Consider the following 26,571-nt stretch of genomic DNA (forward strand, 5'->3'; position numbering starts at 1 on the left):
CACTACGATTGATTCACTTTAACCTATCTAATTTTACCAGCCTGGGTTCTGAACCAGATTGGGATTCAGTTGAATTTGTTGCGAAGGAATTGGCAATAGGTAATGTTTTTCGCTCCATTGGCGATTGCCCTCCAAACGATAATTGCCATTCACTACCTGATTTTTAATGCCAGGCCAACGGGTTTCGTAAGCAGTCCCCGTCCACACAATGCCTTCAACGGGCTTGGGCATTTCGACTTCGGCGGTTTTCCAGCGAATCAAATCATCGCGGCGGAATCCTTCTAAAAACAACTCCAACGTACGCTCACGACGGATTTCGGTACGCATCTCTAATCCATTGGTTTGTACCAAGTTATTGCTCAACTTGGGCATTTTTTTGTTGATACGATTCCGAACCAAATTCAAGGATTTGTCCAAGTCCGCGTCGCTAATCGTTCCATTTTTCTCGAAAACTGCCTCGGCGTAGTTCAAAAGTACTTCGGCATAGCGAATAACGGGATAATCGTAGCCTTCCTCGGCATCTTGCAGACGGCGTTCGGTAGCAAATTTTTGGGGCGCGTAGCCACTTCCACCCGCTGGGCTGTATCTACCACCCGAACTAGCGATGTCGGCAGCATCGCCTTTCCACGTAGTTCGTGCACCTGGGTTTTCGTTGTTCCAATAATACTTTCCGTCTTGTCCCCACGTATAAATCATGCGATTGTCACGATTGTCGTACTCTGAAAGCGTTGTTTTGTAGCCGTTGAAAAGTGTTGATTTTTCAATCGGTAGGCCGTCTTGACAGAGGTACATATCCATTAATTTTTTAGCACCCCAATGGATATTTCCCTGCAATTGGTGGGTAATGTTTATCCGAATTTGACGAGATGCAAAGTCGTAACGATTCGCTAAAATGTATTCTTTGTTGGCCGATTTTGTAATGTTGGCGGGGTTCGACTGCTGATTTTCCAAGATAAAAAGGTATTTCTGGGAAGAGTCACCCAAAGCGGCAGGGGCAAAAAGTTCATACTGTTTACTCGAAATGACTGCATCGGCGTTTGTGGCTGCTTTGTCCAACAGTACATTGGCGCGGGCAGTGTTGTTTCTGAATTTTTGCCAAGTGCCCTCGTACAATGCCACTCGACTCAAAAATGCTTGGGCACTGCCTTTGCTTATCCGTCCTTTGTCGGCAGCGGCAATGGCGCTTTCGAGGGGCAATACCGCAATGGCACTTTCGAGGTCGGCAATAATAAAGTCTATCACTTCGTCGCGGCTGTTGCGGGCTGCTTGCAATTCGGGAGATTCGGTTGAGAGAAGGGTTTTAACAATTGGAACACCTCCAAATAACTGCAACAAATCGAAGTACAAATAAGCCCTGAAAAACTTGGCTTCGCCTACATATTTTTCAATTTCGGAAGGCGAAGAAAAACCTTCTGATTTGGTGAGTAAGTAGTTTATAGCCCTGATGCGGGCGTAAGCACCGCTCCAACTGCCGTCGGTATTGGGGACAGTATTGGTGCCATTGCTAAAAGTATTGGCTCCGTCGCGCGTAAAAATAATGTCGCTGCGTCGGTCTGAGTGGGGGTTGTTGTCCAAAATATCCCCGAAGCTGCGTAAATAGGTGTAAAATTCATTGGCTGCCAATTTGAACTGGTCGGCATTTTTCCAATAACTCGCGTCCGAAATCTCGTTCAGCGGTTTCATGTCCACGAGTTTGTTACAGCCAACACTCAGAAACAATGTTCCTGTGAAGGCCAAAATGGTATATATTTTTTGTGCTTTCATTTTATTTGAATGTTTGAAGGGTAATGGGGGCTTAAAACGTCAAATTCAATCCGAGCGTCATGTACCGATAAAAAGGAAAACGCTGGCTAAAGGTGCTTACGTTGTTGTTTTCTGAATCGCCCGAGTTAGAAACCGAACGCGTTGATTCGGGATCCCATCCGTCACGTATTTTTGACTTTTCCCACAAGTCGCTTCCCGAGAAATAGACACGAAGCCGTTGGATTTTGGCCTTTTGAGTCAAATTAGTGGGTAAGGTATAGCCTACCACCAAGTTTTTAAGACGGATATACGCGCCATTTTCGGCAATCCAGTCAGATTGGTAGTAGTTGTAGTTGTTGATAGTTCCCGTCGTGGAGAGTCGAGGATAGAAAGCTTCGGTGTTGGTGGGAGACCAAGTTTTACCCAAAAATGCTTCGTTTTGAGCTTGGAAAATCACTGCCGCAGGAATCCGCCAGTTGCCGTCTCGGATGATGGTACGTTTGGCCACTCCCTGAAAAATGGCGTTAAAATCAAACCCTTTCCATTCTAAACCACCGTTGAATGAATACACAAAGCGTGGGTCATCGCGCCCTAGCGCTACTGCATCTTCGGGCCAAGTAATTTTGCCATCGCCGTTTACGTCCTTAAACATATTATCGCCCAAACTCAAGCGAGAGTTGGCTTGGGCAGTTGCTACGCCAGCGGGGATTCCGATGTTGTTGCCCGCAATAAATTTACGGTAAGCTTCCAATTGCTCATTGGTCTGAATGCGCCCGTCATAGACCAGCCCAAAATAGGTGTTGAGCGGATAGCCTTCCACGGCACCATTGAGGCCGCGATTGGCAGAATTAATAATTTTTTGTCCGCCGTAGTTAGTCAATAAGTTGGTATTATCGGAGATATTTCCTGCGATGTGGTAGCTCAATTGTCCAATTTTATCCCGCCAGCCAAGTGAAAATTCCCAGCCTTTGGTTTCGAGTTGGCCATTATTCCCGTCAGGAGCTGCCGCCCCTAACACGTTGGGATAAGTACGGGCGATGAGCATATTGTTGTTTTTCTTCTTGAAATACTCAACGGTCCCGTACAAGCGATTTTGTAAAAAAGCAAAGTCAAGTCCGATATTCTGGTTGATTATTTCCTCCCAAGTACGGTCGAGGGCAACCAACGTTCCACTTGGCGATACCCTTACTGCTGGACTGGTACCAAGAATCGGGAAACCTGCGGCGGTTGCCCCTGTAGAGTAATTGATATTCATGAATTGGATATAGTCGTACAAACCGATTCCGTTCTGGTTTCCGACCCGCCCGTATGATGCTCGAAGCTTCAGGTCATTGACGAACGACAATTGTTTCATGAAACTTTCTTCGGTGATGCGCCATCCTAGTGATACGCCCCAGAAGCCTTTCCATCGGTTAGAAGCATCAAATTTTGACGAGCCATCGTAACGTGCATTGGCTTCGAGCAAATATTTGTCTTTGAAAGAATAATTGAGACGGCTGAAATATCCGCCGATGGCGTAATGATTTTGGGCTTCGGCGACTGTCTTGGTCGTGGGGTCACCCGTACTCAATGACAACGAGTTAGGAACATCAGGAATCGCATCTAAGGTTTTGGCAATGAATCGGTTGTATTCTTGACGCTCGTACTGAACTCCTGCCGTCAGTTTAAACTGGTGGATTTCCCGTAAACTTTTGGTGTACTCGGCAAACGCATTGGCGCTGTAAAACGCCTCTTGTTTGTTGCCTCGCTGATACGAACTGCGCGTTGGTAAGTAAGCAATCAAATTCGCGCCCGTATAATCATAAAAAGGAATGTTGTTCTCGAAAGTTCGATAATCGGTGTTCAGCAAATAATACCCCGCCGTTCCGACCAACTTGAGGTTTGGAAGTAGGTTGTAGGTAAGCGATAAGTTGGTATTAACTCGGGTGTTCGTTTCTTTATTGTCGCCACCAAATGCCGCGATTGACACTTGAGAAGCATTGGCAATACCCGAACCCCACACGTAGGCTTGTCCTTTTTGGTTGAAAAACGGAAGCCCTTGCTGAATACCGTTGTTCATAATATCGCCCAAGCGCGTCGGCTGAATAATTTGCTGACGTTCGAGAGAGATATTGGTGGCCAACTTGAGTTTTTCGGAGAAACTATAGTCGTGGGTCAGACGAAGGTTGTAACGTTTGTTGGAATTGTTTCCCCACTGCAACAAGCTACCGTCATTGAGGTACCCAAGTGAAACCCGATAGCCTGATTTATCGCTGCGTGAAGAAACGCTCAATTGGTGCTCCTGAGATTGGGCCGATCCCCACAATACATCTTGCATGGTTTGGTCAAAGAAAGGGAAGTCTTTCACATCCCCAAAAAGCCCCGCACCTGGCACACTCAAGGCTTGGTATTCGGCGGGCGTAAGCCATTGTTTTCCTTGGCCAAGGGCTTTTTCCATGACAGTGGTCAAATTGTACCAAATGTCGGTTGGGGCAAATCCGTCGTTGCCTCTGGCCTCCCGAATGAGCGGCCACCAGTCGTTGACGCGAACTAAATTGGGTTGTAATCCTATTTTTTTCTGAGAAAAAGCGGCGCTGTATTCAACGGTTGGTTTGCCATTTTTTGCTCTTTTGGTCGTGATTAACACAACTCCCCCCGCCGCGCGTGAGCCATAAATAGCCGCCGCTGCATCTTTCAGAAATGAAATGTTGTCTATGTCATTAGGATTGAGTGAGTTAAGGGCGTTGGTGCTTGGCACAGGCACGCCATCAATGATTACCAAAGGCTCACTGTTGTTGACAGAAGATGCTCCTCGCATCTGGAAATTCCACTGTTCGCGGCCTGGTTGGGCTGAGTTCCGCGTGACTACTACGCCAGGAACCTGACCTTGCAATGCTTGTAGCGGGTTGGCAACGGGGCCACGGTTTTTAAACACTTGGTCGCTGACACTCACTACGGAGCCTGTGAGGGTTTCTTTACGCTGTTCGCCATAGCCTACCACCACTACTTCTTGCAAGCTTTTGGGGTCGGGTCGGAGCTGAATAGTGATAATTTTGCGGTTCCCAAGGGCCAATTCTTGTTTTTCATACCCTAAAAATGAAAATATGAGCACCACTGATTCGTCTGGGACGGACAAAATAAAACGACCGTTGGGGTCGGTGGTTGTGCCGCGCGTGGTGTTTTTTATCGTCACGTTGACCCCAGGCATCGGCTCATTTTTTTCATCTTTTACCGTTCCGCTGACAGAAATATCCACGACTTGAGGCGCTGCAACCGCTGTTTCAGAAGGGGTGATGTGCCGAAGTAAAATTTGTGAACCCTTTACTTCATACGCAATGTCGAGGGGTTTAAATAGCTCTTCAAGCACGTAGGAAAGTGATTGATTTTGAGCGTTTAAGGTGACTTTACGTTCAGCCCGAATGTGCTGTGGGCTATACACAAACCGTACCGAGGCCACCTTGCCAATCGTACGGATGGCAGATTCAACGTTCTGATTTTCAATCGAAACCGACAAACGTCGGTTGAGCAGCTCTTGGGCGTTGCCATTGGTGGCCAATACCCAAGTACAGGTCCAGACTGATAATAAAAATTGATAGAAAGAAAGACGCATGATTTTTAGGCAAACCGTTAGCGTTTTAGAACCATTTTTCATACATTTGAAACGTTTTCAATGTTAATTTTTGAGACAAAAAGTCCCTTTGTCCGACGTCCTGTCGGAGAGCAGCAAGCCTGAGAAACTTTGCGGGGACTGACCTGAAATCGGGAACGTTGGCGCGTTTCCGATTTCGTTTTTTAAGGGAGGAGTTAGTAGGTTTTTATGTCATGTAAAAAAATTAGGGTTTATTGTCTGGGTTTTGAATCATCAATTTGTACTACACCCTTTGCCTTGAATCACGATTTGAGCGTCCACCACTTGGTACGTTGCCCCAATCGCTTTACAGATTAAATCCAGTTGTTCATAAAAACTTTCATCGGCAAATTCGGCACTGATTTCACAAGCTTTCAGTATATTTTTGTCAAACACAATTGGGATACCGTATTTTTGGCTAAGTGCGTCCAAAGCTTGTTCGACGGGGGTATTTGAAAACGACAAACCCACCTTGGTCTGTTCGGCAATGGCAAGAACTGGTGTAGGAATGCTGACCAACTTTTTTTCCATGTTTTCTACCTTTCGGTCAAAAACGATTTGTTGGTTTGGGGTTAGAATCGTCCCAGTAAGCTCAGTAGTAGGTGTTTTACTCACTTCTTCTTTGACAGAATAAACTGCTACTTTTCCCGTTTTTACGATCACTTCTACTTTATCGGCTTTGTCGAAGGCGCGAATCAAAAAGCTGGTTCCCAGTACTTTGGTGACTAGTTCGTTGGCATAAACCAAAAAGGGCTTTTGTGGATTTTTGGTCACGTTAAAAAAGCCCTCTCCGCTCAAATAAACCTCGCGAACCGTAGAAGCAAAGGTTTTGGGGTAACTTAATCGACTAAGCGGCGAGAGCCGAACTTGGCTGCCGTCGGGAAGAGAAACCAATTTTTCGACCTTATCGTCATTGATTACCTCAACGAGTTGAGTACCCAGTTGACTTTTGCGTACTTCATAAACAACCGTTGGGTTGATTTTTGATTGATAAACGGTATAAAATGCACCTAAAACTCCCAACACAACGACCGCAGCAGCGGCTTGTTTCCACCAGCTTATTCGATTAAGCAAAGGTCTAACAAAAACTTCCTCGCGGTTTCGTGCCTCAGAGAGACTAGAAATGGCTTGTTTTAGCTCATTTTCCGAAAGTAACTCGTGTGTTTGGTTCATTTTGAGAATAAACGCGCGGGCTTGGGTAACGCTTTCGTTTTTCGATGGATTTTCCAGTACCCATTTTTCCCAAAAGGAACTATCAGTTGGTAGGTTTTTAAGTACCCACCTCCTAAAAGAATCATCCAGGACAAATTCAGTAACGGTATATTCTTTGTAATCTTTCATAGATTTTATTTTCACATCTGTAGGTGTGTTGTAAGGAAATAGTACTTACCAAAGAAGGAATACCCTTTTTTGGAGAAAAATTTTCGATTTTTTTTGAAAAAAAAAGTTAACACACTACAAACGATTGATTTGTAGTGTGTTAAAGCTCATAACTTTGGATTGTTAGGTCAAGCCTATCACCGAAGAGGTTGCTTAAACGTTTAGGCAAGTTTTTTGAAGAGTCGAAGCAAAAAGGGTAAAAACACAATCAGTGCGGGTAGTAAGTTTTTCATTTGGGAAAGCGCACGGTACAAAAAATTAGCAACGGTTTGTCGCTCTACATCCATGATTTGGGCAATTTCTTCGTTAGAAAGCCCTTCGTAAAATTTCAAAAAAATAACTTCTTGTTGACGTGGAGGCAGTTGTTCAATGGCTCGACGAAGGGCCTGCTCTTGTTCCGATAGCAGTTCAGCGTTGATTAAATCAATTTCAATGTTAGCGCTTTCAACCAAGGTATCTTCCTCAACACCTTGAGAATTTAGCCAAGGTTTGTCATGCTTGAGCTGACGAACAAAGTTGTTTCGAAGGGCTTTGATGAGGTAAATAGTCACGTACGGCGTGTCAACGAGTCGTTCGCGTCGTTCCCAAAGTTCCAAAAACAAATCTTGGATGCAATCCTTGATGTAATCGCGGTCTTTGGTGAACCGGGTACCGTAATTAAACAACACCCGATAACGTAATTCAACGAGCTGGTCAAAAGCATTTTCATCCCCTGTTTTAAAGCGGCTCCACAATTCGGCTAACAAAGGCTCATCGACGGGTACTGGCATATACAAAAAGGAAGTGGTAGCACAATATTACGAGGTCAGTTGAAATATAGCTAATTCCTTCCATTATTTTCTGGGTAAAAAAATAAAGACATTCTTTGAATGAATTGTGTTATTTTTAGGTTCATTAGCAAACAATTTAGCCATAAGACGATGAAAAAGATATTTATCAGCCTGCTTTTCATTGGGTATTGTTTACACGGTTTAGCCCAAGATAAAAATGCGTACAGCTACTTTTTGCCTGAGACCAAAATGACCGACCAAGATGCACGCATCGAAGTGAACCAAAAAGGGGATACCGTTTTGGTGGCTTTCTATCGAGCATTAGAGGGAGTTAATAAGACCAATAATACCTTTACAAAAGTCTATAAAGGAACGCCTTTTTTTAAAAACGGGTGGTTCAAGGGGAAAACGGTTGAAAAAAATGGGCACGAGGCCGAGTATTTGATGGCTTATAACCAACAAAAAGGCGTGCTTCACGTCATGGCTAATCCACTTTTGGAGGCAGTTATGATGAAGCCAACCGAGTTTGTTCTTCAAAACCACCGTTTTGTACTACTCAAAAATCAATACTATGAACCTATTTACGAGGGGAAAACGATGATTTTGAAAGAACACCAATGTTTGCTACATTCCAAGAGTAGTGCCCAAACTACTGGTTACGAAGCATCGGGGAGTGAGAGTGAATATGAGGGAGAATTTATCAAAACGACGAAATATTACTGGTACGAAGATGGTAAACTTTCGGGCATTCCAACTGGTAAACGGTTTTTTAAACTGTTTGGAAATCAGGCAAAAGAAATGGAAATGTTTGCTAAAGAACGCCAGCTTACGCCAACGACCGAAAAGGGTATGATTGAAATCGTTAAAAATTTCAACCCACTTTGACAACTTTTTCAAAGAAGTTCCGTTTCTTAGTAGTTCAACCTAATCATTTATTCTTACAAACAACAAATGAAAAATTTATTCGCAACTCTGTTTTGTATGCTTGTTGCATTCACATTTGCCTACAGCCAAAATCCTCCTGCGAGCCCTCGCGTAACCGCTGAAAATGGTAACATTAAAATCGTTTATGGACAACCTTCTAAAAAAGGTCGCGTGATTTTTGGAGCTGAAGGAAGCCAAAGCTTGGAAAAGTACGGTAAAGTATGGCGTACAGGCGCCAACGAAGCAACCGTAATTACGTTCAAGAAAGACGGAAAGCTAGGTGGTAAAGACGTGAAAGCAGGCGATTATGCGTTCTTCACAATTCCTGGTGAGAAAGAATGGGTAATTATTTTGAACAGTGAAGTAAAACAGTGGGGTGCCTACAACTATAAGCAAGACAAAGACGTACTTCGCGTGACTGTACCTGCTACAAGCTCAAAAGAGCCAGTTGAAAAACTTACCATCGAAGCCAAAGACAATGCAATTGTATTGGGATGGGACACTGCAGGTTTCTCGGTACCAGTGAAATTTTAATAACGCTAATTATACATTTAGAAGCCCAGCCATTTGGTTGGGCTTTTTTTTTGTAGTATTGCTAGAAATTGAAACTTCCTTAACCTCTCAACCGATGAAACGATTTCTGTATGCCGTACTTTTTTTAGTATTTGTTGTGTGCTTGGCGGGATTATCCTTGGCGTATTGGCCCAACAAATGGCGTATTGATAATAAAGGTATTACCCCAGAACAAGCAACTTCTTTACGCCAAAACTACGAAGGACCACATCATTTGATGAAAACTTCGGATGGCGAAACCCTCTTTCTACGTCGATGGAATCCCGATTCGCTAACTCCTGCTAGAAAGGATATTGCCGTACTCATTTTTCACGGTTTTACGGCTTATAGTGGTCCTTATAGCATGGCGGCCATTCCATTTTCGAAGGGCGGTTATACCACATTTGGCCTTGATTACCGAGGCCACGGGCTCTCGGGCGGAAACCGTGGCGATAGCCCAAACAAAGAGAGATGGATTGCCGACTTGGCAGAAGCAATCGTTTACCTCAAGAAATTGGGATTCGCAAAAGTCGTAGTAATGGGACATAGCTTAGGGGTGGCTGCAACGATTTGCGCGGCCAATGCTATTCCCAACGAAGTGGCAGGGTTGGTACTTCTTTCGGGTGCATACGAGAGTCGGCCTGGGCTTAACAAGCCGATGAATCCGTTTGTAAAAGCCAAAATCATCGCAAGCGCGGTATTTCGCCCTTCGTTCCAGTCGGTGGAGTATTATCGGGAAGGGATGACTGTTACGCCTGATACCTTGTTTACTTTTCATTATACCCCAAGATTTGTGACAATGCTGGATGTAAAACAGCTTCGGCTTCCTGCGAAGTTGAATGTACCCGTTTTGGTGGGAGTAGGGGACAAAGATGAATTATTTGCCATTGATAAGGTCAAAGAGTTTTATAATCTCGTGCCAGGCAACAAGAAAGAATTTTACGTTATGAAAAATGCCACTCACGCCAAAATCCCCGTTGAAAGCTGGGAGGGAATTGCGAAATGGCTTGACAAAACGTATGTGTTACAGCCATGAATTGTGTCCTAAACCATCATTGAGTGCTGTTACATCAAAAGAAAGTTTTCAAGACAACAATAAATTTGGGTCGTTTTTGGCTTTTAAGCAGATAAACCCATGTTTTTATGCAAATTACCCGTCGTCAGACTTTGTCTTTACTCACCGCTACCACAGGAATGAGTATGTTGCCAGAAACTTCGCAAGCCGTTGAGCCTGCCAAATCAGCCTCTTTTGTGCCTTGCCTGAACATGAGCACCATTCGAGGACAAAAATTAGGATACGTCAAAGAACTAGAAACGGCTTCCAAAGCAGGGTTTCGTTCGGTAGAAATTTGGATGGATACCCTCCAAGAATTTATAAAAAACGGGAATACTCCCGCACAAGCCCGAAAAGTCGCGTCGGATTTTGGCATAAAGCTCGAAAATGCCATCGGTTTTGCGGCTTGGATTGTTGACGATGAAACCGCAAGAGCCAAAGGAGTGGACCAACTTAAACGTGAAATGGAGCTGTTGGCAGAAGTGGGCTGTATGCGCGTAGCAACCCCGCCCGTTGGCGCCCAAGCCCCTCAAGCTCCCCGCATCGACCTTCAAAAAGCGGCCGAACGTTACCGTACCATCCTTGAAATAAGCGACCAGACCAAGGTAATTCCGCAACTGGAACTGTGGGGCTTTTCAAAAAACCTCAACAAACTCAGTGAAGTGATGTATGTGGCGGTGGAGAGTGGCCACCCGTCGGCGCGGTTGTTGTTGGATGTATATCATTTGTTCAAAGGCGGTTCGAGCTTGGATACCCTCAAGTTGGTGGGTAAACCTGGAGTGGAAATATTCCACATCAATGATTATCCCGCAAACTTCCCGAAAGAAACCATTGTAGATGCCGACCGCGTTTATCCAGGTGATGGGATTGCGCCCATTGGCCAAATTTTAAAGACCATCAAAAACCCAGAGCGGCCCATCGTGCTTTCGTTGGAAGTATTTAATAAGACCTATTATGCCCAAGATGCCCTTGAAGTTGCCAAAATGGGCTTGGCAAAAATTAATAAAGTAATCGCGGGGATTTGATTTTCGTACAGAATCTAAACGCTTTGCACGATATTTGCGTTTAGAGTTCTAACGACTACCGATAACACCAAACCTGAATGCAATTTCTTTTTCCGACCTTTTTGTGGAGTTTACTGGCAGTGGGGATTCCAATTGCCATTCACTTGTTCAATTTTCGCCGCACCCGCCGTATTTACTTTTCTAATGTCTCGTTGTTGAAAAACGTTGAGATGGAAACAAGTTCGTTTCGACGTTTGAAACAGTACTTGATATTGGCAACCCGGGTTCTTGCCATTGCGGCCTTGGCGTTGGCATTTGCTCAGCCCTATCTTCCAAGCGAAAATAAATCTGGAACCAATGCCCAAAGCGTGACGAGTGTTTATTTGGACAATTCGTTCTCGATGCAAAACGAAGATAATAACCAACGTTTTTTTGACATAGCCACAGGAAAGCTCGATCAATTATTGACGCTGTTTAGAAATGCCACTCGTTTGCAGTTGATTACCAATGACTTTGATGCCCAAGAACAACAACTCACAACGACCGACCGCATCAAAGATCGCTTGACTACCCTCAAGCTTTCGCACACACCACGGTCGCTGCCAAGTATTTACAAACGTCAGGTGAATTTGATGTCGAGGTACGCGGGGAGTGGAAAAAATCAATTTTTTTGGTTTTCTGACTTTCAAAAAAGCACCGTTGGCGACGTAGCAAGTCTTAAAGTTGATTCTTCCAATCGGTTGTTTATTGTGCCTGTGCAAGCCGTTGCGAACCAAAATGTGTATGTCGATTCGGTATGGTTGAATACGCCTTTTGTGAGGGAGTTTCAGAACAATATTTTGTACGTTCGGGTGAGTAATTCGGGCAATGATGACGTTCAGAACTTGGTTGTCAAATTGTTTTTGGACGATGTTCAAGTTTCGACTGCACCCGTCAACCTTGCCCCAAAAGGCTCGGCGACGGCTTCTTTCAATTTTAATGTTCGCGGGAAAGGTTTTAAGCGCGGACGAATTGTGTTTGATGATTTGCCCATTACGTTTGACAACGAATACTTTTTTGTGTTAAACGCTTCACCCGTCATTCGCGTCTTGCATTTGTATGGACAAGCCAACCCCAACCGTTCGATTGAAAATGTTTTTGCCAACGACAGCCTGTTTGCCATGCGTAGCCTCAACGCCAATAATGCCGACATTGGCTTATTGAAGCAGACCGATTTGGTCGTTATAGAAAGTGTGGAGCGGGTAGAAGGAGCGATGCGCACCGAATTAGAAAACTTCGTCCGTAAAGGAGGAAGTATTTTGGTTGTTCCCCCATCGAACCCCGATATAGCTTCTTACGGAGGTTTTTTAAGCGCCCTTGGTGTAAATTCATTGAGTGAACGAACGTCCAACGAGCCCATTCCATTGACCAATCCTGAGCGGAAAAGTCCGTTTTTTAGTGATGTTTTTGAGCAATCCATTCGCCAAGAGAACCTTGAATTACCAGTCTCAAAGCCCGTTTGGCAATGGCAAGCAGGTGGGGCTAAGTTGTTGAGTTTGCGTAGTGGAGACGTTTTCTTGAGTCAGTCGGCTGTTCAGCGGGGCAAGGTTTACGTCTTGGCAAATCCGCTTACGGAAGCTTTTGGAAGCTTTGCACAAAATGCACTTTTTGTGCCTGTGATGTACAAAATCGCCGCGCAGAGCGTACGTGAACAGCGCGCGGCCTATTCGTTTGATGAAAACAACATCGCACTGACTGTTCCAGATTTACCACAAAACACGATTTTTAAACTTAAAAAAGGTAAAATAGAGTTGATTCCAGTTCAACGTTTGAATGGAAACCAATTGACCCTCGAGTTACCGAAGAGCAATCAATTGACTACCGAACAAGACATGGAGTCGGGTTATTATGAGTTGCAAAAAGACGGACAAACCGTTCAATTGTTGGCCCTGAATCATGACAATCAAGAATCGCAATTAGATTATTATACACCCGATGAACTTCGGAAACTATTCGCTAATCAGCCCAACGTACAAGTGTTTGACCACGTGGCGGACGGTGATTTTGTGAAAGAGTTTCAAAAACAAAACATTGGTGTTAGCCTTTGGAACTATTTCTTGTGGGCGGCATTGGCGTTCTTGCTTTTAGAAATCTTAGTCATTCGCCTGATAAAATAAAGAGTTTCTTCTACCTCTGGTTTTGAGAAACCAGAGGCACACACAGGTACTGCTGGTTTCTCAAAACCAGCGCAAACGCAGAATGAGCAAAAGGTTTCTCGAACAGGTGTTGCTGGTTTCTCAAAACCAGCGCAGACGAAGAATCTGTAAAGGCTTCTCGAACAGGTGCTGCTGGTTTCTCAAAACCAGCGTAAACGCAGAATGAGCAAAGAGTTTCTCGAACAGGTGCTGCTGGTTTCTCAAAACCAGCGTAAACGCAGAATGAGCAAAGAGTTTCTCGAACAGGTGCTGCTGGTTTCTCAAAACCAGCGCAGACGCAGAATGAGCAAAAGGTTTCTCAAAACCTTGTCCAAGAATGAAACGCCATTTTTTTTCGCCCCAATTTGAGGAAAAGTTTTCCCGTTTTGTAAAATATACGTTTGGTTCAAATTTTTGATAAATTGCAACAAACGACTCTAAACTTTATAGACATGAATGACTTAATACGGGGATTATTAGCAGGCTACGGCGCAAAAAAATTAGGAGGAGGCTGTGTAAGCACAGTCGTTATATTTTTAGTCCTTTGGTATGTTTTAGGACAATGTAGCTAAAACGACCAAAAAAAACGCCGTCAATTTTCACTGACGGCGTTTTTTATTGGTATAAACTCAACTAGACTAACTCATGATTTTACCCAATGAGTTGTCATATAAATCTTTAGCTTCTGCTCCTGAAATAACCGTTTGTTTATCAACCACAAAGCCTTCTTTCGTTACTTTACCAAGCAAGGCGTGCGTGATTTTAAGGTCAGCACCAAGTACTTTTTGGAATTCAGCTTGCTTGTCAGGGCTTACACTGACCAACACGCGGCTTTGTGCTTCGCCAAACAAGAACGCATCGGCGCGGTACGGGCTTTGGGTTGCAACTTCAAAACCAAATCCGCGAGGCAAGGCAGACTCGGCCAAAGCGACCATCAGACCACCGTCAGAAACGTCGTGAACTGACTCAACCAACTGATTAGAAATCAATTGTGCTACGGCTTGTTGCAATTCAAACTCCTCGTCGAGGTCGAACGCGGGAGCAGGAGAGGCTTTTACACCACGGTATGAATACAAGTATTCCGACGAAGCAATGTCGTTTTTCGGCTGACCAACCAAGAAAATCAAGTCACCTTCGTTTTTGAAGTCGAGCGTCATTTGGCTTTCAGGTTTTTCCATCAAACCAATCATACCAATCGTTGGAGTTGGGAACACAGGGCCGTCGTCCGATGATTGGTTGTAGAAACTCACGTTACCACCCGTCACAGGTGTACTGAATTTACGGCAAGCTTCGCCCATTCCTTTAACGGCATGAACAAATTGCCAATATACTTCAGGAACGTACGGGTTTCCAAAGTTAAGGTTGTTGGTAATTGCCAACGGTTCAGCTCCTGTACAAACGAGGTTACGAGCTGCTTCCGAAACCGCAATTTGTGCACCAATAAATGGATCAGCATTGACGTAACGAGCGTTACAGTCAACCGTCATGGCAATGCCTTTTTGGTAGTTAGGGCGTTCTACGTCGCGAATACGAACCACTGCCGAGTCCGAAGGGCGGTTGGTAGAGCGGTTGGCTGTGCCTACCATCGAGTCGTATTGCTCATACACCCACTTCTTAGAAGCGATGTTTGGATGCGACAGAAGGTGACGCGTTACAGCTGCAATTTCAGCTGCTGAGTTGACGTCAGCCACCGAATTTATATCAAATTTCTTAAATTCTTGGAAATAAGCAGGTTCGCGGTATTCGCGGTGATTTTGAGGCGCACCACCACCTAGTACTAGATCGTGAGCAGGAACATCGGCAATCAATTCGCCGTGTTGGAAGAAATGCAAACGTCCGCCTTCAACGACTTCACCGATTTGGGCGCAATGCAAATCCCATTTATCAAAAATACCTTTGATGACATCTTCTTTGCCTTTTTCAACCACCACCAACATACGTTCTTGTGATTCAGAAAGCAAAATTTCCCAGCCTTTCATGTTGGCTTGGCGCGTTGGTACTTTATCGAGGTCGATAATCATCCCGTGTTCGCCTTTGGCACTCATTTCAGAGGTTGAGCAGATGATACCCGCAGCTCCCATGTCCTGAATACCCACTACATAACCTGTACGGATGATTTCAAGTGAAGCTTCGAGTAAAAGTTTCTCCATAAAAGGGTCACCCACCTGAACGGCTGGCAATTTCTCGGTTGACTTTTCAGAAATATCTTCCGAAGCAAAACTAGCTCCTCCGATACCGTCTTTGCCCGTTGCCGAACCTACAATAAATACGGGATTGCCTACACCATAGCTAATGGCGCGAGCTACTTCACCCGCCTTTACGATTCCTGCCGAAAACGCATTGACGAGTGGGTTGGTGTTATAACAATCATCAAAGAAAACTTCGCCACCTACTGTTGGGATACCGAACGCATTGCCATAGTCGCCGATGCCCTTTACTACCCCTTTTACGAGCCATTTTGTTTTGGCCAATTCGGGGTTTCCGAAGCGGAGAGAGTTTAATTGAGCGATGGGACGCGCACCCATCGTAAAAATATCACGGTTGATACCGCCGACACCCGTTGCCGCACCTTGATAGGGTTCAAGGGCTGAAGGGTGATTGTGAGATTCAATTTTAAAGCTACACGCAAGGCCGTCACCAATGTCAACCAGACCAGCGTTTTCTTCGCCAGCTTTAGCAAGCATACGGTCAGAGTCGCGGGGGAGGGTTTTAAGCCAAACGATTGAGTTTTTGTACGAGCAGTGCTCCGACCACATCACCGAGAATATGCTCAACTCAGTGAAGTTGGGCGTGCGGCCTAGTATTTGTTTGATTTGTTCAAATTCTTCGGGAAGAATACCTAGTTTTTTGGCGGTTTCGACGGTTGGTAGTTGTTCTACGTGTTCCACGAGCGGAGGAGTTGGGGGATTGGTGATTTGTACTAAAGGCGCAAAGTTAACTTTGACGGCACCTATTTTCTAACATTATTTTATATTTTCTTCCTTGCGTGCCTATTTGAGCGTCTTTTTTCAGGAAATACTCACTTCTTTTTACAAAGAATACTCATGTAAACTGGTCGAAAAAGTCGAAAAACAGGGCTTGATTGCAAAAATGCAAAAACAGAGTCCAGATAGGCAACTCTAATTGATGAATTGTTAATGAAAATGAGGTTTTTTTGAAAAATATCTTATGAAACTAGATATTATTGCGAAAATATGAAATATTAATCTTTGGTGTTATGAAATTGTAAAATTCCAAGATAATTTGATATATTCTCAATATTTTAAAAATACAGATACAATATTTGGTAAAAAGGTTGTTGTACCAAATAAATTTTTGTGTAACTTGCGTGAGATTAAAGTTCCGTAGAAGTACTTAGGCAACAAAGTGACGAATCGGAAGTCAACCAACCCCCAATATACAACAAAACCATGTTAGAATCTGCCCAACAGGGGTTATATCGCCCCGAGTTTGAACATGACGCATGCGGTATTGGTTTCCGCGCCAATATGAAGGGTCGCAAGTCTCACCAGATGGTCGCTGATGCGATTACGATGCTCGAACGTATGGATCACCGCGGTGCTTGCGGTTGCGATCCTAACACGGGTGACGGTGCTGGAATTCTTATTCAAATCCCTCATGAGTTTTTTGTGGAAGAATGTACCAAATTGGCCATTACCCTCCCAGCTGCGGGCGAGTACGGTGTTGGTATGATTTTCTTCCCTAAAGATGAAAAGCTTCGCAGTGAATGCCGCGATATCCTTAACCGAAAAATCAAAAAGTTGGGCATGGAATTGCTAGGCTACCGCCGCGTTCCAACACTCAACGATGTTTTGGGGGAAGGCTCCTTGTCGGTAGAACCACAAGTTGAACAACTATTCATCAAACGCCCTGATTCAGTTACGGATGAGTTGGGTTTTGAGCGTAAGTTGTTTGTACTTCGTCAATACGCCACTCGTATTATTAACGATACTGTAGTGGGTGCCAAAGCGCATTTTTATTTCTCGTCGCTTTCGTGCCGTACTATTTCTTATAAAGGTCAGCTGACAACAGGTCAATTGAACTATTACTTCCCAGACTTGCACAGTGAATCAGTCGTTTCGGCTTTTGCCATTATTCACTCGCGCTTTTCTACCAATACGTTTCCTTCTTGGAAACTTGCACAGCCTTTCCGCTACGTGGCTCACAATGGTGAAATTAACACCGTTCGTGGTAACGTCAACTGGATTCGTGCTGGCGAGAAGTCGTTCTGGACAGAGCACTTCACCAAAGAAGAAATGGACATGTTGTTGCCAATCTGTGATTTAACTAATTCAGATACGGCCAACTTGGACAACGCCATCGAGCTTTTGTATTTGTCGGGTCGCTCATTGCCACACGTAATGATGATGGTCGTACCTGAAGCTTGGGATGGCAACGAGGCCATGGATCCAGAACGTAAGGCTTTCTACGAATACCACGCGGCTATTCAAGAACCTTGGGATGGTCCAGCGTCGATTTCATTTACGGATGGTAAAATCATCGGTGCTACCCTCGACCGTAACGGTTTGCGTCCTTCGCGTTATTGGGTGTTGGACGACGATACCATTATTATGGCCTCGGAAGCAGGGGTACTCGACATCGACCCTGCGCGCGTAGTGACCAAAGGTCGTTTGCAGTCGGGTAAAATGTTTGTGGTGGATATGGAACAAGGCCGTATCATCCCCGACGAAGAGCTCAAAGCCGATATTTGTTCACGTCAGCCGTATCAAAAATGGTTGGATGAAAATAAAATCAAAATTTCTGACCTCGAACCTTCACAACGTCCGTTTGCTCCGTATGACGATAAACTTTTACTAAAGCGTCAAATCGCGTTTGGCTTTACTTCCGAAGACCTACGGATGGTGATTGGGCCGATGGCTGAAACAGGCTATGAGGCGATTGGTTCGATGGGAGTCGATGTACCATTAGCGGTATTATCGGATCAAAGTCAGCACCTTTCTAATTACTTTAAGCAACTTTTTGCACAAGTAACCAACCCGCCGATTGACTCTATTCGGGAGCGCTCGATTATGTCTTTGATTTCGTTTGTAGGTTCAACCGAAAACCTATTGACCGAATCGCCGCTGCATTGTCGTCAGATTGAATTAGAACAACCTGTTTTGACCATCGAAGAATTTGATAAACTTCGTTGGGTTGACAAAGACCATTTCCAGGCCAAAACAATCAATACCTATTTCCGTGCCGACCAAGGTGGAAAAGGGCTGGCGCGTGCGTTGGAACGTATTTGTACCTACGCCGAAGACGCGATTGAAGACGGTTTTGAAATCATTATTTTGTCTGACCGTGCCATTGACTCTGACCACGCACCGATTCCGTCGTTGTTGGCCATGTCCACGGTTCACCATCACTTGATTCGTAAAGGGTTACGTGGTAAAGTAGGTATCCTTGTAGAGGCAGGAGATGTTTTTGAAACGCACCATGTTGCTACACTCATTGGTTATGGCGCTGCGGGGGTATGTCCGTATATGGCCTTCCAAACCATCGCTTACATGAACCGCCAAAAGATGATTAATGGAGAGTTTGAAAATACAAAACTCTACGCTAATTACATCAAGGCGATTGATAAAGAATTGCTCAAAATTTTCTCTAAAATGGGTATTTCGACGCTTCAGTCGTACCAAGGAGCGCAGATTTTTGAGTGTTTGGGTATCAATAAAGACGTGATAGACAAGTATTTCACAGGAACCATCTCGCGTATTGGCGGTATGGGTATCGAAGAAATCGCCCGTGAAGTATTGGTTCGCCATAAAGTAGCCTATCCAGAAACGCCGATGGTAAATCCGCACCTAGAAGTGGGTGGTTTCTATCAATGGAAACAACGCGGAGAAGCACACATTTTTAACCCGCAAACAATTCACCTTTTGCAACAATCGACCCGCAAAGGTGGAGAAGAAGGGTATCAAATTTTTAAGAAATTCTCGAAATTGATTGATGATCAGACCCAAAAAGCCCTTACGCTTCGCGGTTTGATGCGTTTCAAGAAAGGGAAAGCAATTTCAATCGACGAAGTAGAGCCTGTTGAAAGTATCTTCAAGCGTTTTGCTACAGGTGCGATGTCCTTTGGTTCAATTTCGTGGGAAGCACATACAACGCTTGCCATTGCTATGAACCGCATCGGGGGCAAATCAAACTCAGGTGAAGGAGGCGAAGATGAGATTCGTTATCAACCGCTTCCAAACGGTGACTTTATGTCGTCAGCCATTAAGCAGGTGGCATCGGGACGTTTTGGGGTAACGAGCCATTACTTATCAAATGCCCAAGAACTTCAGATTAAGATGGCCCAAGGGGCAAAACCTGGAGAAGGAGGGCAGTTACCAGGGCATAAAGTCGATGATTGGATTGGACGTACGCGTCACTCGACGCCAGGTGTAGGCTTGATTTCGCCGCCACCTCACCACGATATTTACTCAATTGAAGACTTAGCTCAATTGATTTATGACCTTAAAAACGCCAACCGTGCCGCACGCATCAGCGTGAAATTGGTATCTGAAGCAGGCGTAGGAACGGTTGCCACAGGGGTTGCTAAAGCGCACGCTGACCATATCCTTATTGCGGGTCACGATGGAGGAACGGGGGCGTCTCCGTTGAGTTCCATTCGCCACGCAGGTCTTCCTTGGGAGCTTGGGTTGGCCGAAACACACCAAACGTTGGTGAAAAATAAACTTCGTGGACGAGTGACTGTGCAGGCCGATGGTCAAATGCGTACAGGTCGTGACTTAGCGATTGCGGCGTTACTAGGTGCCGAAGAATTTGGCGTAGCTACAGCCGCACTCGTTGCTACGGGCTGTATCATGATGCGTAAGTGTCATTTGAATACTTGTCCAGTGGGAGTTGCAACACAACGCAAAGAGTTGCGCGCACTTTTCACAGGAAAACCAGAGCACGTCGTGAACATGTTTACGTACATGGCACAGGAGTTGCGCGAAATTATGGCGCAGTTGGGCTTCCGTACCATCAACGAAATGGTGGGACAAGCACAATACCTCGAAATGCGTGATGATATTAAACACTGGAAATACAAAGCATTGAATTTCAATGCGATGTTGTTCAAAGAGCCAGTAAGCCTTGATGTTGCGCAATTTAAACAAGAGGAGCAAGACCACGGAATTGCAGAAGTCATTGACTGGCAATTGATAGAAGCCGCCAAACCAGCACTCGAAAAAGGAGAAGAGGTGTACGGAGAATATCCTATCAATAACCTCAATCGCTCGGTAGGAAATATGCTTTCCAACGAAATATCGAAGGTATATGGCGGCGTTGGGTTACCAAACGGAACCATTCACTTTAAATTCAGAGGAACAGCAGGACAAAGTTTTGGAGCCTTTAATACCTCAGGCGTACGTCTTGAGCTAGAAGGCGATGCCAACGATTATTTCGGAAAAGGACTTTGTGGGGCTGAACTCGTGGTTTATCCAGACCGTGAAGCCTCGTTTGTGCCAGAAGAAAATATCATTATCGGTAACGTAGCCTTTTACGGAGCAACTTCGGGAGAAGCGTATATTCGCGGAACGGCTGGAGAGCGTTTCTGTGTGCGTAACTCTGGCGCAAAAGTAGTCGTAGAAGGAGTAGGAGATCACGGTCTTGAGTACATGACAGGTGGCGTTGCGATTATTCTCGGAGAAGTTGGACGAAACTTCGCAGCGGGTATGTCGGGTGGAGTTGCCTATGTTTGGGATAAAAACGCCGACTTTGCGCCAAAAGTAAACCCTGAAATGGTAAGCGTAGATGCCTTGACCGACGAAGATAAAACAATTGTGAAAGGTTTTGTAGAGAAACATTTCCAATATACCACCAGTAATGTGGCATTTATGATGACCCAAGACTGGGATACGTACTTGAGTCAGTTTGTGAAGGTATTGCCAAACGACTTCAAGAAAGCCTTGGCAAGCCGTGGAATCAGCCTTTCGCAACAGATTGCTGATAAAAACGTCGTCTATCAAGACATCGTTGTTGATGTAGCCCAATAATTAGCCCATCCCTTAATATTCGGCCTTGCAGGCAGGTTTTCCTGCCTGTAGGGTTTTGAAAAATAAAGCAAATAAGCTAAGAAAAGCACATCTGGATTCATTTCTCAATCGCTCATTTAATCTTTTATTCAGTACTAAAATGGGAAAACCCACTGGATTCATTGAATTTGGCCGTGAGTTGCCAAGTAAGCGTAGTGTAGAAGAACGCCGCTTAGATTATAAAGAAATTGAATTGCTAGGGACAACGGATGATGCCAAAAAACAAGCAGCTCGCTGCATGGATTGCGGTATTCCCTTTTGCCATAATGGCTGTCCACTAGGAAATATTATCCCAGAATTTAACGACGCTGTTTACGAAGAAAACTGGGAATATGCTTACCAATTATTGACCAGTACCAACAACTTTCCAGAGTTTACGGGTCGCATTTGCCCTGCCCCCTGCGAAGCTTCATGCGTGTTGGGTATCAATAAACCACCTGTTGCGATTGAGTACGTGGAGAAATCCATCATCGAAACGGCCTTTGCGAAGGGTTACGTAAAACCACGCATTCCTGCCAAACGCACAGGTAAGAAAGTAGCAGTGATTGGCTCTGGCCCCGCAGGTTTGGCGGCAGCTGCTCAGCTTAACTATGCAGGACACTTGGTCACGCTTTTTGAGCGCGCCGACGAGGTAGGAGGGTTGCTTCGCTATGGTATTCCTGATTTTAAATTGGAAAAAACGATCGTGGCACGTCGCGCAGCTGTAATGGCTGAAGAAGGAGTTGAGTTCAAGACGGGGGTAAATATTGGCGTGGATATTCAGGCGGAAGAAATTTTGCGTGAGTTCGACGCGGTGGTACTCGCTATTGGTTCAACGGAGCCTCGTGATATTCGTATTCCTGGCTGGGACAAATACATCGGAAAAGGTATTCATCCTGCAATGGAGTTTTTGAGCCAGCAAAATAAACGGGTGTCTGACATCGCGCGGGTGGTTGACCACCGTGGTGATAAGTACGTGAATGGCGAAATTTTGGCCACTGACAAACACGTAGTCGTGATTGGTGGTGGCGATACGGGTTCTGACTGCGTTGGAACATCAAACCGCCACAAAGCGGCGACTATTACGCAAGTGGAAGTAATGCCTGCGCCAAAATACGACGATAAACTTCAACCTTTTTATAAAGTTCGTGATGAAAAAACGCCGTGGCCTCAGTGGCCTTTGACCAAACGGACGTCAACTTCGCACGAAGAAGGTTGTGACCGTTTTTGGGCGATTGCCGTGCAAGAGTTTGTGGGTGATGGCGAAAAATTGACAGGTTTGCGTATTGCTGACATCACGGGTGAGCGCACGTTGGAAGATGGCCGCAAAGCACCAATTACTGAAAACGAACGCGTAGTTAACTGCGATTTGGCACTCATTGCTGCGGGTTTTGTGCATCCTCAACAGTATTTAATCGAACAATTCGGTATCGAAACGGACATGCGTAAAAACATCAAAGCTTCGGAAGGGAATTATGCTACTTCGATTGACAAAGTTTTTGCGGCAGGTGACTGTCGTCGTGGACAATCGTTGGTTGTTTGGGCGATTTCAGAAGGCCGCGAAGCAGCCCGCAAAGTAGATGAGTTCTTGATGGGCGAGTCGATGCTGGAAGCCAAAGAAGTGGGCATGTTTAATCCTGTCTTCTCGCACGCTTAGGTAGGTACTGTTAATTGTTAATTGTTAACCGCTCTGGGCCTCGTGTGCGCAAGCACTTAGGCTTTCCTTTTAAGGTTTAACCTACTGATATACAGTTTTTTATAGATAAATAAACCCCGAAAAAAGCCAAATTCGGCAATTTTCGGGGTTTTTGTGTATTTTGTTTCTGTGACAAGGCATCAGAATGGTGCACAAAAGAATCTCAAATTTTTGAAACTACATCAACAACAAAAGCATCACGATGATAATCCAAAAGCTGAAATAAGGGATAGAATTATTGGTATTTATAAACCATATAGTAGGCCTTCAATTAGGGGGGGAAGAGAATAAACCCGTTGAGTTTGGTCATAAATGGTATTGTTTTTAAAATTTGGTAATTTTTAAGCAAAAAATCCACTCAACTTGGAGTGGATTTTTTGAAAACGTAATTTCCAAGGGAAGCTTTTTTTATGCTTTTTTGTCAAACCAAATACTCTTCCACCGACTTAGTGGCATGAATACGGTGTTCATCGAGCATCAGCTCTATCCGATTCATGGCAATTGTTAGCTCGTCGGTTGATGGTAAAAATACAATTCGGAAGTGGTCATTGTGAATATAATTGAACCCTGTACCTGCCACAACTAGTACTTTCTGCTCAGAAAGTAACTGAAAGACAAAGTCCCCATCGTTTTGAAAATCAAACTTACGCAGGTCGATTTTAGGGAAAACGTACAAAGAACCTTTAGGCTTTACACAACTTACGCCAGGAATAGCGGTTAGTCGGTCATAGACCAAGTTCATTTGTTTGTGAAGACGCCCCATCGGAAGCACTAAGTCTTGGATACTTTGGTATCCTCCCAAAGCGGTTTGAATGGCATATTGCGTTGGAACGTTGGCACATAAACGCATACTCGCCAAAAATGTCAAGCCTTCAATGTACGATTTGGCACGGTGTTTTGCCCCACTCAAAATCAACCAACCACCACGGAAACCAGCCGCACGGTAGTTTTTGGAAAGTCCTCCGAAGGTGACACAAAGCGTATCGTGAACCATCGTGGCCACGGGGTAATGTTTAGCCCCATCGTATAGGATTTTGTCGTAGATTTCGTCAGAAAACAAAATCAGCTGATGACGCTCGGCGATTTCGGCGATTTTCTGAATGACCTCTTTTTCATAGACGGCACCCGTCGGGTTGTTGGGATTAATCATCACAATCCCCTTTGTACGTGGTGTGATTTTGCTCTCCAAATCTTCCAAATCGGGATTCCAATCGCTCTGTTCGTCGCAAATATAGTGAACAGGTTTTCCGCCACTAAGGGCAACTGAAGTCGTCCAAAGAGGATAATCGGGGGATGGAACGAGGATTTCGTCACCTTCGTTTAACAACGCCTGCATGGCCATCACAATAAGCTCGCTTACGCCGTTGCCGATATAAACGTCATTGATTTCGACTCCTTTGATTCCTTGGGTTTGGGTGTAGTGCATTACTGCCTTGCGGGCGGCAAACAATCCCCGAGAGTCAACGTACCCTTGGGCGTTACGAATGTTGAGGATGATATCGTGAATGATTTCATCAGGGGCGTCAAAACCAAAAGGGGCGGGGTTTCCAATGTTCAAATTAACAATTTTGTACCCTTGGCTTTCAAGCTCTAGCGCTTTTTCGTAAACGGGGCCTCGAATATCGTACCGTAGATGTTCAAGGCGTTTGCTTTTTTGAATTTGCATGTCAGTAATGAATTGTGAAACGGCGTTTGTACCGTCTCGAACGATCTAAATCAGCGTCTTCGGTTGTTCTTGTTGTTCCGAAACTTATTGTTGTTATTGTTATTACTTCTACCTCCTCCGTTGTTGTTACTATTATTGTTGTTATTATTGCTATTGCCGTTGTTGTTACGGTTATTGTTGTTATTGCTACGGTCGCGATTGTGGCTTTGATAACTTCCGCGATTGTTTTGCAAGTTACGTTGATAGCGTTCAACGTGCGTTCCTTTATCACGAGGTGTCGAGTCCACCAATCCGTTTTGACGAAGGTAAGCCAATTCTTCTTTTAGACGCCCCTGCGAAATTTCATCGAGCTGTGTAAATACAACGTTGTCTTCAGGATTGTCTTTGTTCCAAGTATTGTAAAAAGTGCGCATTTGACGAATCAAATACGAAATAAATGCAAACTTCTCTTCGCGGTCGGTGCAAGCGATTGCTTTTTCAACGAGCAAAAGCAGGTTTTTGCCGTATTGTTTGTAACGAATATGCTCTTGGGTGTAAGGAACTCGGAGCGGTTTTTTCCCAACGGCATCGGGCGATGGAGGAGGAAAAGGACTGTCAATGTCCAATTTAAAGTTGGTCATGATGTACAAATCATCCCAAAGTTTTTGAGAATAATCTTGGCCATCACGCATATTGGGGTGGATTTGACGCATTAATTCCACCAAGACGTGCGCTTGGAGGGTTCGTTTATCACGTTCAGGAATGGAAACGAGATAATCGGCTAATTTTTGGACGTTACTACCGTATTCTTTCAAGGGTATTGAAGTTTATAAATCACATACAAAGTTATGAAAAATCAAGTTACTTTGGCAAAATCACGCCGTCGTCGTAATTTTGGAACTTAGATTTTTGATTTTTTAACCATCAACGGTCGAAAACCGCCTCTAACTCCTCCCGAATGAGTCAAAAAGTAGATGTAAGCATAGCCTTTTACGGCAAGCCTTACCAAGCCATTGTCACTATTAAAACCTTGATGCAGTACAGTGGTCAGCACATTGATAAAATTTACCTTTCCCGCGAGCGACTCCAACCCCACGACGACTACGTGGGAATTTTTAAAATCATTGATTATTTCCGTAACGACCCATCGGTCAAATTAGTGGTGCAATACCCGCATTATTTTTTAGGATTGGGTGTACGCGACCACGAGCGGGCCAAAGTGGATACCCGTTTTCGCCAGAGTATCATGTACCAATATCCACTTGAGGTGTCCGATAAAAAGTACTTGGTGGTGATGCACAACGACATGCTTTTTTACGGGGATATGATTGGCGATATGCTCAAAGAATTTGAGAAGGGACCAAAAAACTTGACGGGCGTAGGCTCTATTGGTCAGTGTTGGAGCTGTCCTGCTGGACCTGATTGGGGCAATAAGTGTAACTCAAAGATGTTTGAGCAATATGTGCCAACGACCGAAGAGGCTATTGCCTTGGCCGAAGCTCACGCTACGCCTCGCCGCGATATTCAACTGAAAGTGATTCGCAATGGCCGCACACACATTCTGCCCGAGTGTCGTTTGAACGAATATTGTGCCATGATTGACCTTGAAAAATACCGCAAAGAAACACTTCCCAATGGTGATATTGGGTGTTATGGAGGAGGTTGGAACGGGGTTGATACGGCTACGGTATGGTCGCACGATATGTTTAAGCGTGGATATACGTTTCGTCATTTAACCCTCGAAGATTACACACGTCACGCGGCGTTTGATACCACAGGGAGCGGAACAAAAGCCAATTCTAGTTCAGAAACGTACTGGAATGCTGAACGAAATGCCGAAAAATACATTAATGAGAAGTTTGGACAGATACAATTCAGTTCGGCAGTGACGATTTCGTACTATTATGATTTGTTCAAACGCAAGTCGTGGCTCGGATTGATACATACCTATGGCTTTGCCAAAAAACTAATCGGAAAGTCATAATAATAGACTTTGTTTTCTCCTAAACCCTATAC

16 protein-coding genes are annotated in these 26,571 nt (G+C 44.6%); 9 read left to right on the plus strand and 7 right to left on the minus strand.

What is annotated here, in order from left to right:
• Positions 1-33: 33 nt before the first annotated feature.
• The 4 genes from FHS57_RS08735 to FHS57_RS08750 all read right to left on the minus strand — a co-directional run bounded on the left by FHS57_RS08735 (position 34) and on the right by FHS57_RS08750 (position 7,500).
• Positions 34-1,764, minus strand: coding sequence for a RagB/SusD family nutrient uptake outer membrane protein (locus FHS57_RS08735; protein WP_183972600.1), 1,731 nt, complete (start codon positions 1,762-1,764; stop codon positions 34-36).
• Between the two features lie 31 nt (positions 1,765-1,795).
• Positions 1,796-5,374 (minus strand): TonB-dependent receptor, encoded by a 3,579-nt coding sequence (locus FHS57_RS08740; RefSeq protein ID WP_183972602.1) that lies wholly within the window; start codon positions 5,372-5,374, stop codon positions 1,796-1,798.
• 210 nt (positions 5,375-5,584) lie between these two features.
• A complete protein-coding gene (locus tag FHS57_RS08745; RefSeq protein WP_221225577.1) occupies positions 5,585-6,691 on the minus strand; it encodes a FecR family protein in 1,107 nt (368 codons plus the stop codon).
• A 200-nt stretch (positions 6,692-6,891) separates the two neighbouring features.
• Complete coding sequence (locus tag FHS57_RS08750) at positions 6,892-7,500, minus strand: RNA polymerase sigma factor (RefSeq protein ID WP_183972606.1); 609 nt, start codon at positions 7,498-7,500, stop codon at positions 6,892-6,894.
• 150 nt (positions 7,501-7,650) lie between these two features.
• On the opposite strand from FHS57_RS08750, the gene FHS57_RS08755 reads away from it, so the two are divergent.
• From FHS57_RS08755 to FHS57_RS08780, 6 genes are all read left to right on the plus strand, one after another.
• On the plus strand, positions 7,651-8,385 hold the full coding sequence (locus FHS57_RS08755; protein ID WP_183972608.1) for a hypothetical protein: 735 nt from the start codon (positions 7,651-7,653) through the stop codon (positions 8,383-8,385).
• Positions 8,386-8,451: 66 nt separating this feature from the next.
• Positions 8,452-8,958 carry a DUF2911 domain-containing protein gene (locus FHS57_RS08760; RefSeq protein WP_183972610.1) on the plus strand — a complete coding sequence of 169 codons (507 nt, stop codon included), beginning with the start codon at positions 8,452-8,454 and terminating at the stop codon, positions 8,956-8,958.
• A gap of 94 nt (positions 8,959-9,052) precedes the next feature.
• A complete protein-coding gene (locus tag FHS57_RS08765) occupies positions 9,053-10,012 on the plus strand; it encodes an alpha/beta hydrolase (RefSeq protein ID WP_183972612.1) in 960 nt (319 codons plus the stop codon).
• A 107-nt stretch (positions 10,013-10,119) separates the two neighbouring features.
• Entirely contained in the window at positions 10,120-11,055 is a 936-nt protein-coding gene (locus FHS57_RS08770) for a sugar phosphate isomerase/epimerase family protein (RefSeq protein WP_183972614.1), read from the plus strand.
• A gap of 77 nt (positions 11,056-11,132) precedes the next feature.
• Positions 11,133-13,190: a BatA domain-containing protein gene (locus tag FHS57_RS08775; protein WP_183972616.1), complete on the plus strand. Its 2,058-nt coding sequence runs from the start codon at positions 11,133-11,135 to the stop codon at positions 13,188-13,190.
• 201 nt (positions 13,191-13,391) lie between these two features.
• Positions 13,392-13,577: a hypothetical protein gene (locus tag FHS57_RS08780; RefSeq protein WP_183972618.1), complete on the plus strand. Its 186-nt coding sequence runs from the start codon at positions 13,392-13,394 to the stop codon at positions 13,575-13,577.
• Positions 13,578-13,846: 269 nt separating this feature from the next.
• Here the strand turns inward: FHS57_RS08780 and purL are convergent, their stop codons facing one another.
• Entirely contained in the window at positions 13,847-16,096 is a 2,250-nt protein-coding gene (gene purL, locus FHS57_RS08785; protein ID WP_183972620.1) for a phosphoribosylformylglycinamidine synthase subunit PurL, read from the minus strand.
• Positions 16,097-16,618: 522 nt separating this feature from the next.
• Here purL and gltB point away from each other — a divergent pair.
• The gene (gltB, locus tag FHS57_RS08790; protein ID WP_183972622.1) at positions 16,619-21,196 is read left to right on the plus strand and encodes a glutamate synthase large subunit; all 4,578 of its coding nucleotides are present in this window, start codon (positions 16,619-16,621) and stop codon (positions 21,194-21,196) included.
• Positions 21,197-21,335: 139 nt separating this feature from the next.
• Positions 21,336-22,871, plus strand: a complete 1,536-nt coding sequence (locus FHS57_RS08795; RefSeq protein WP_183972624.1) for a glutamate synthase subunit beta — start codon at positions 21,336-21,338, stop codon at positions 22,869-22,871.
• 460 nt (positions 22,872-23,331) lie between these two features.
• On the opposite strand, the gene FHS57_RS08800 is transcribed toward FHS57_RS08795, so the two are convergent.
• Complete coding sequence (locus FHS57_RS08800) at positions 23,332-24,576, minus strand: pyridoxal phosphate-dependent aminotransferase (RefSeq protein WP_183972626.1); 1,245 nt, start codon at positions 24,574-24,576, stop codon at positions 23,332-23,334.
• A 50-nt stretch (positions 24,577-24,626) separates the two neighbouring features.
• Positions 24,627-25,370, minus strand: coding sequence for a DUF4290 domain-containing protein (locus FHS57_RS08805; protein ID WP_183972628.1), 744 nt, complete (start codon positions 25,368-25,370; stop codon positions 24,627-24,629).
• Between the two features lie 143 nt (positions 25,371-25,513).
• On the opposite strand from FHS57_RS08805, the gene FHS57_RS08810 reads away from it, so the two are divergent.
• Positions 25,514-26,539 carry a hypothetical protein gene (locus FHS57_RS08810; protein ID WP_183972630.1) on the plus strand — a complete coding sequence of 342 codons (1,026 nt, stop codon included), beginning with the start codon at positions 25,514-25,516 and terminating at the stop codon, positions 26,537-26,539.
• Positions 26,540-26,571: the final 32 nt, after the last annotated feature.

Origin of the sequence: Runella defluvii (assembly GCF_014195535.1) — a bacterium.
Lineage (GTDB): Bacteria > Bacteroidota > Bacteroidia > Cytophagales > Spirosomataceae > Runella > Runella defluvii.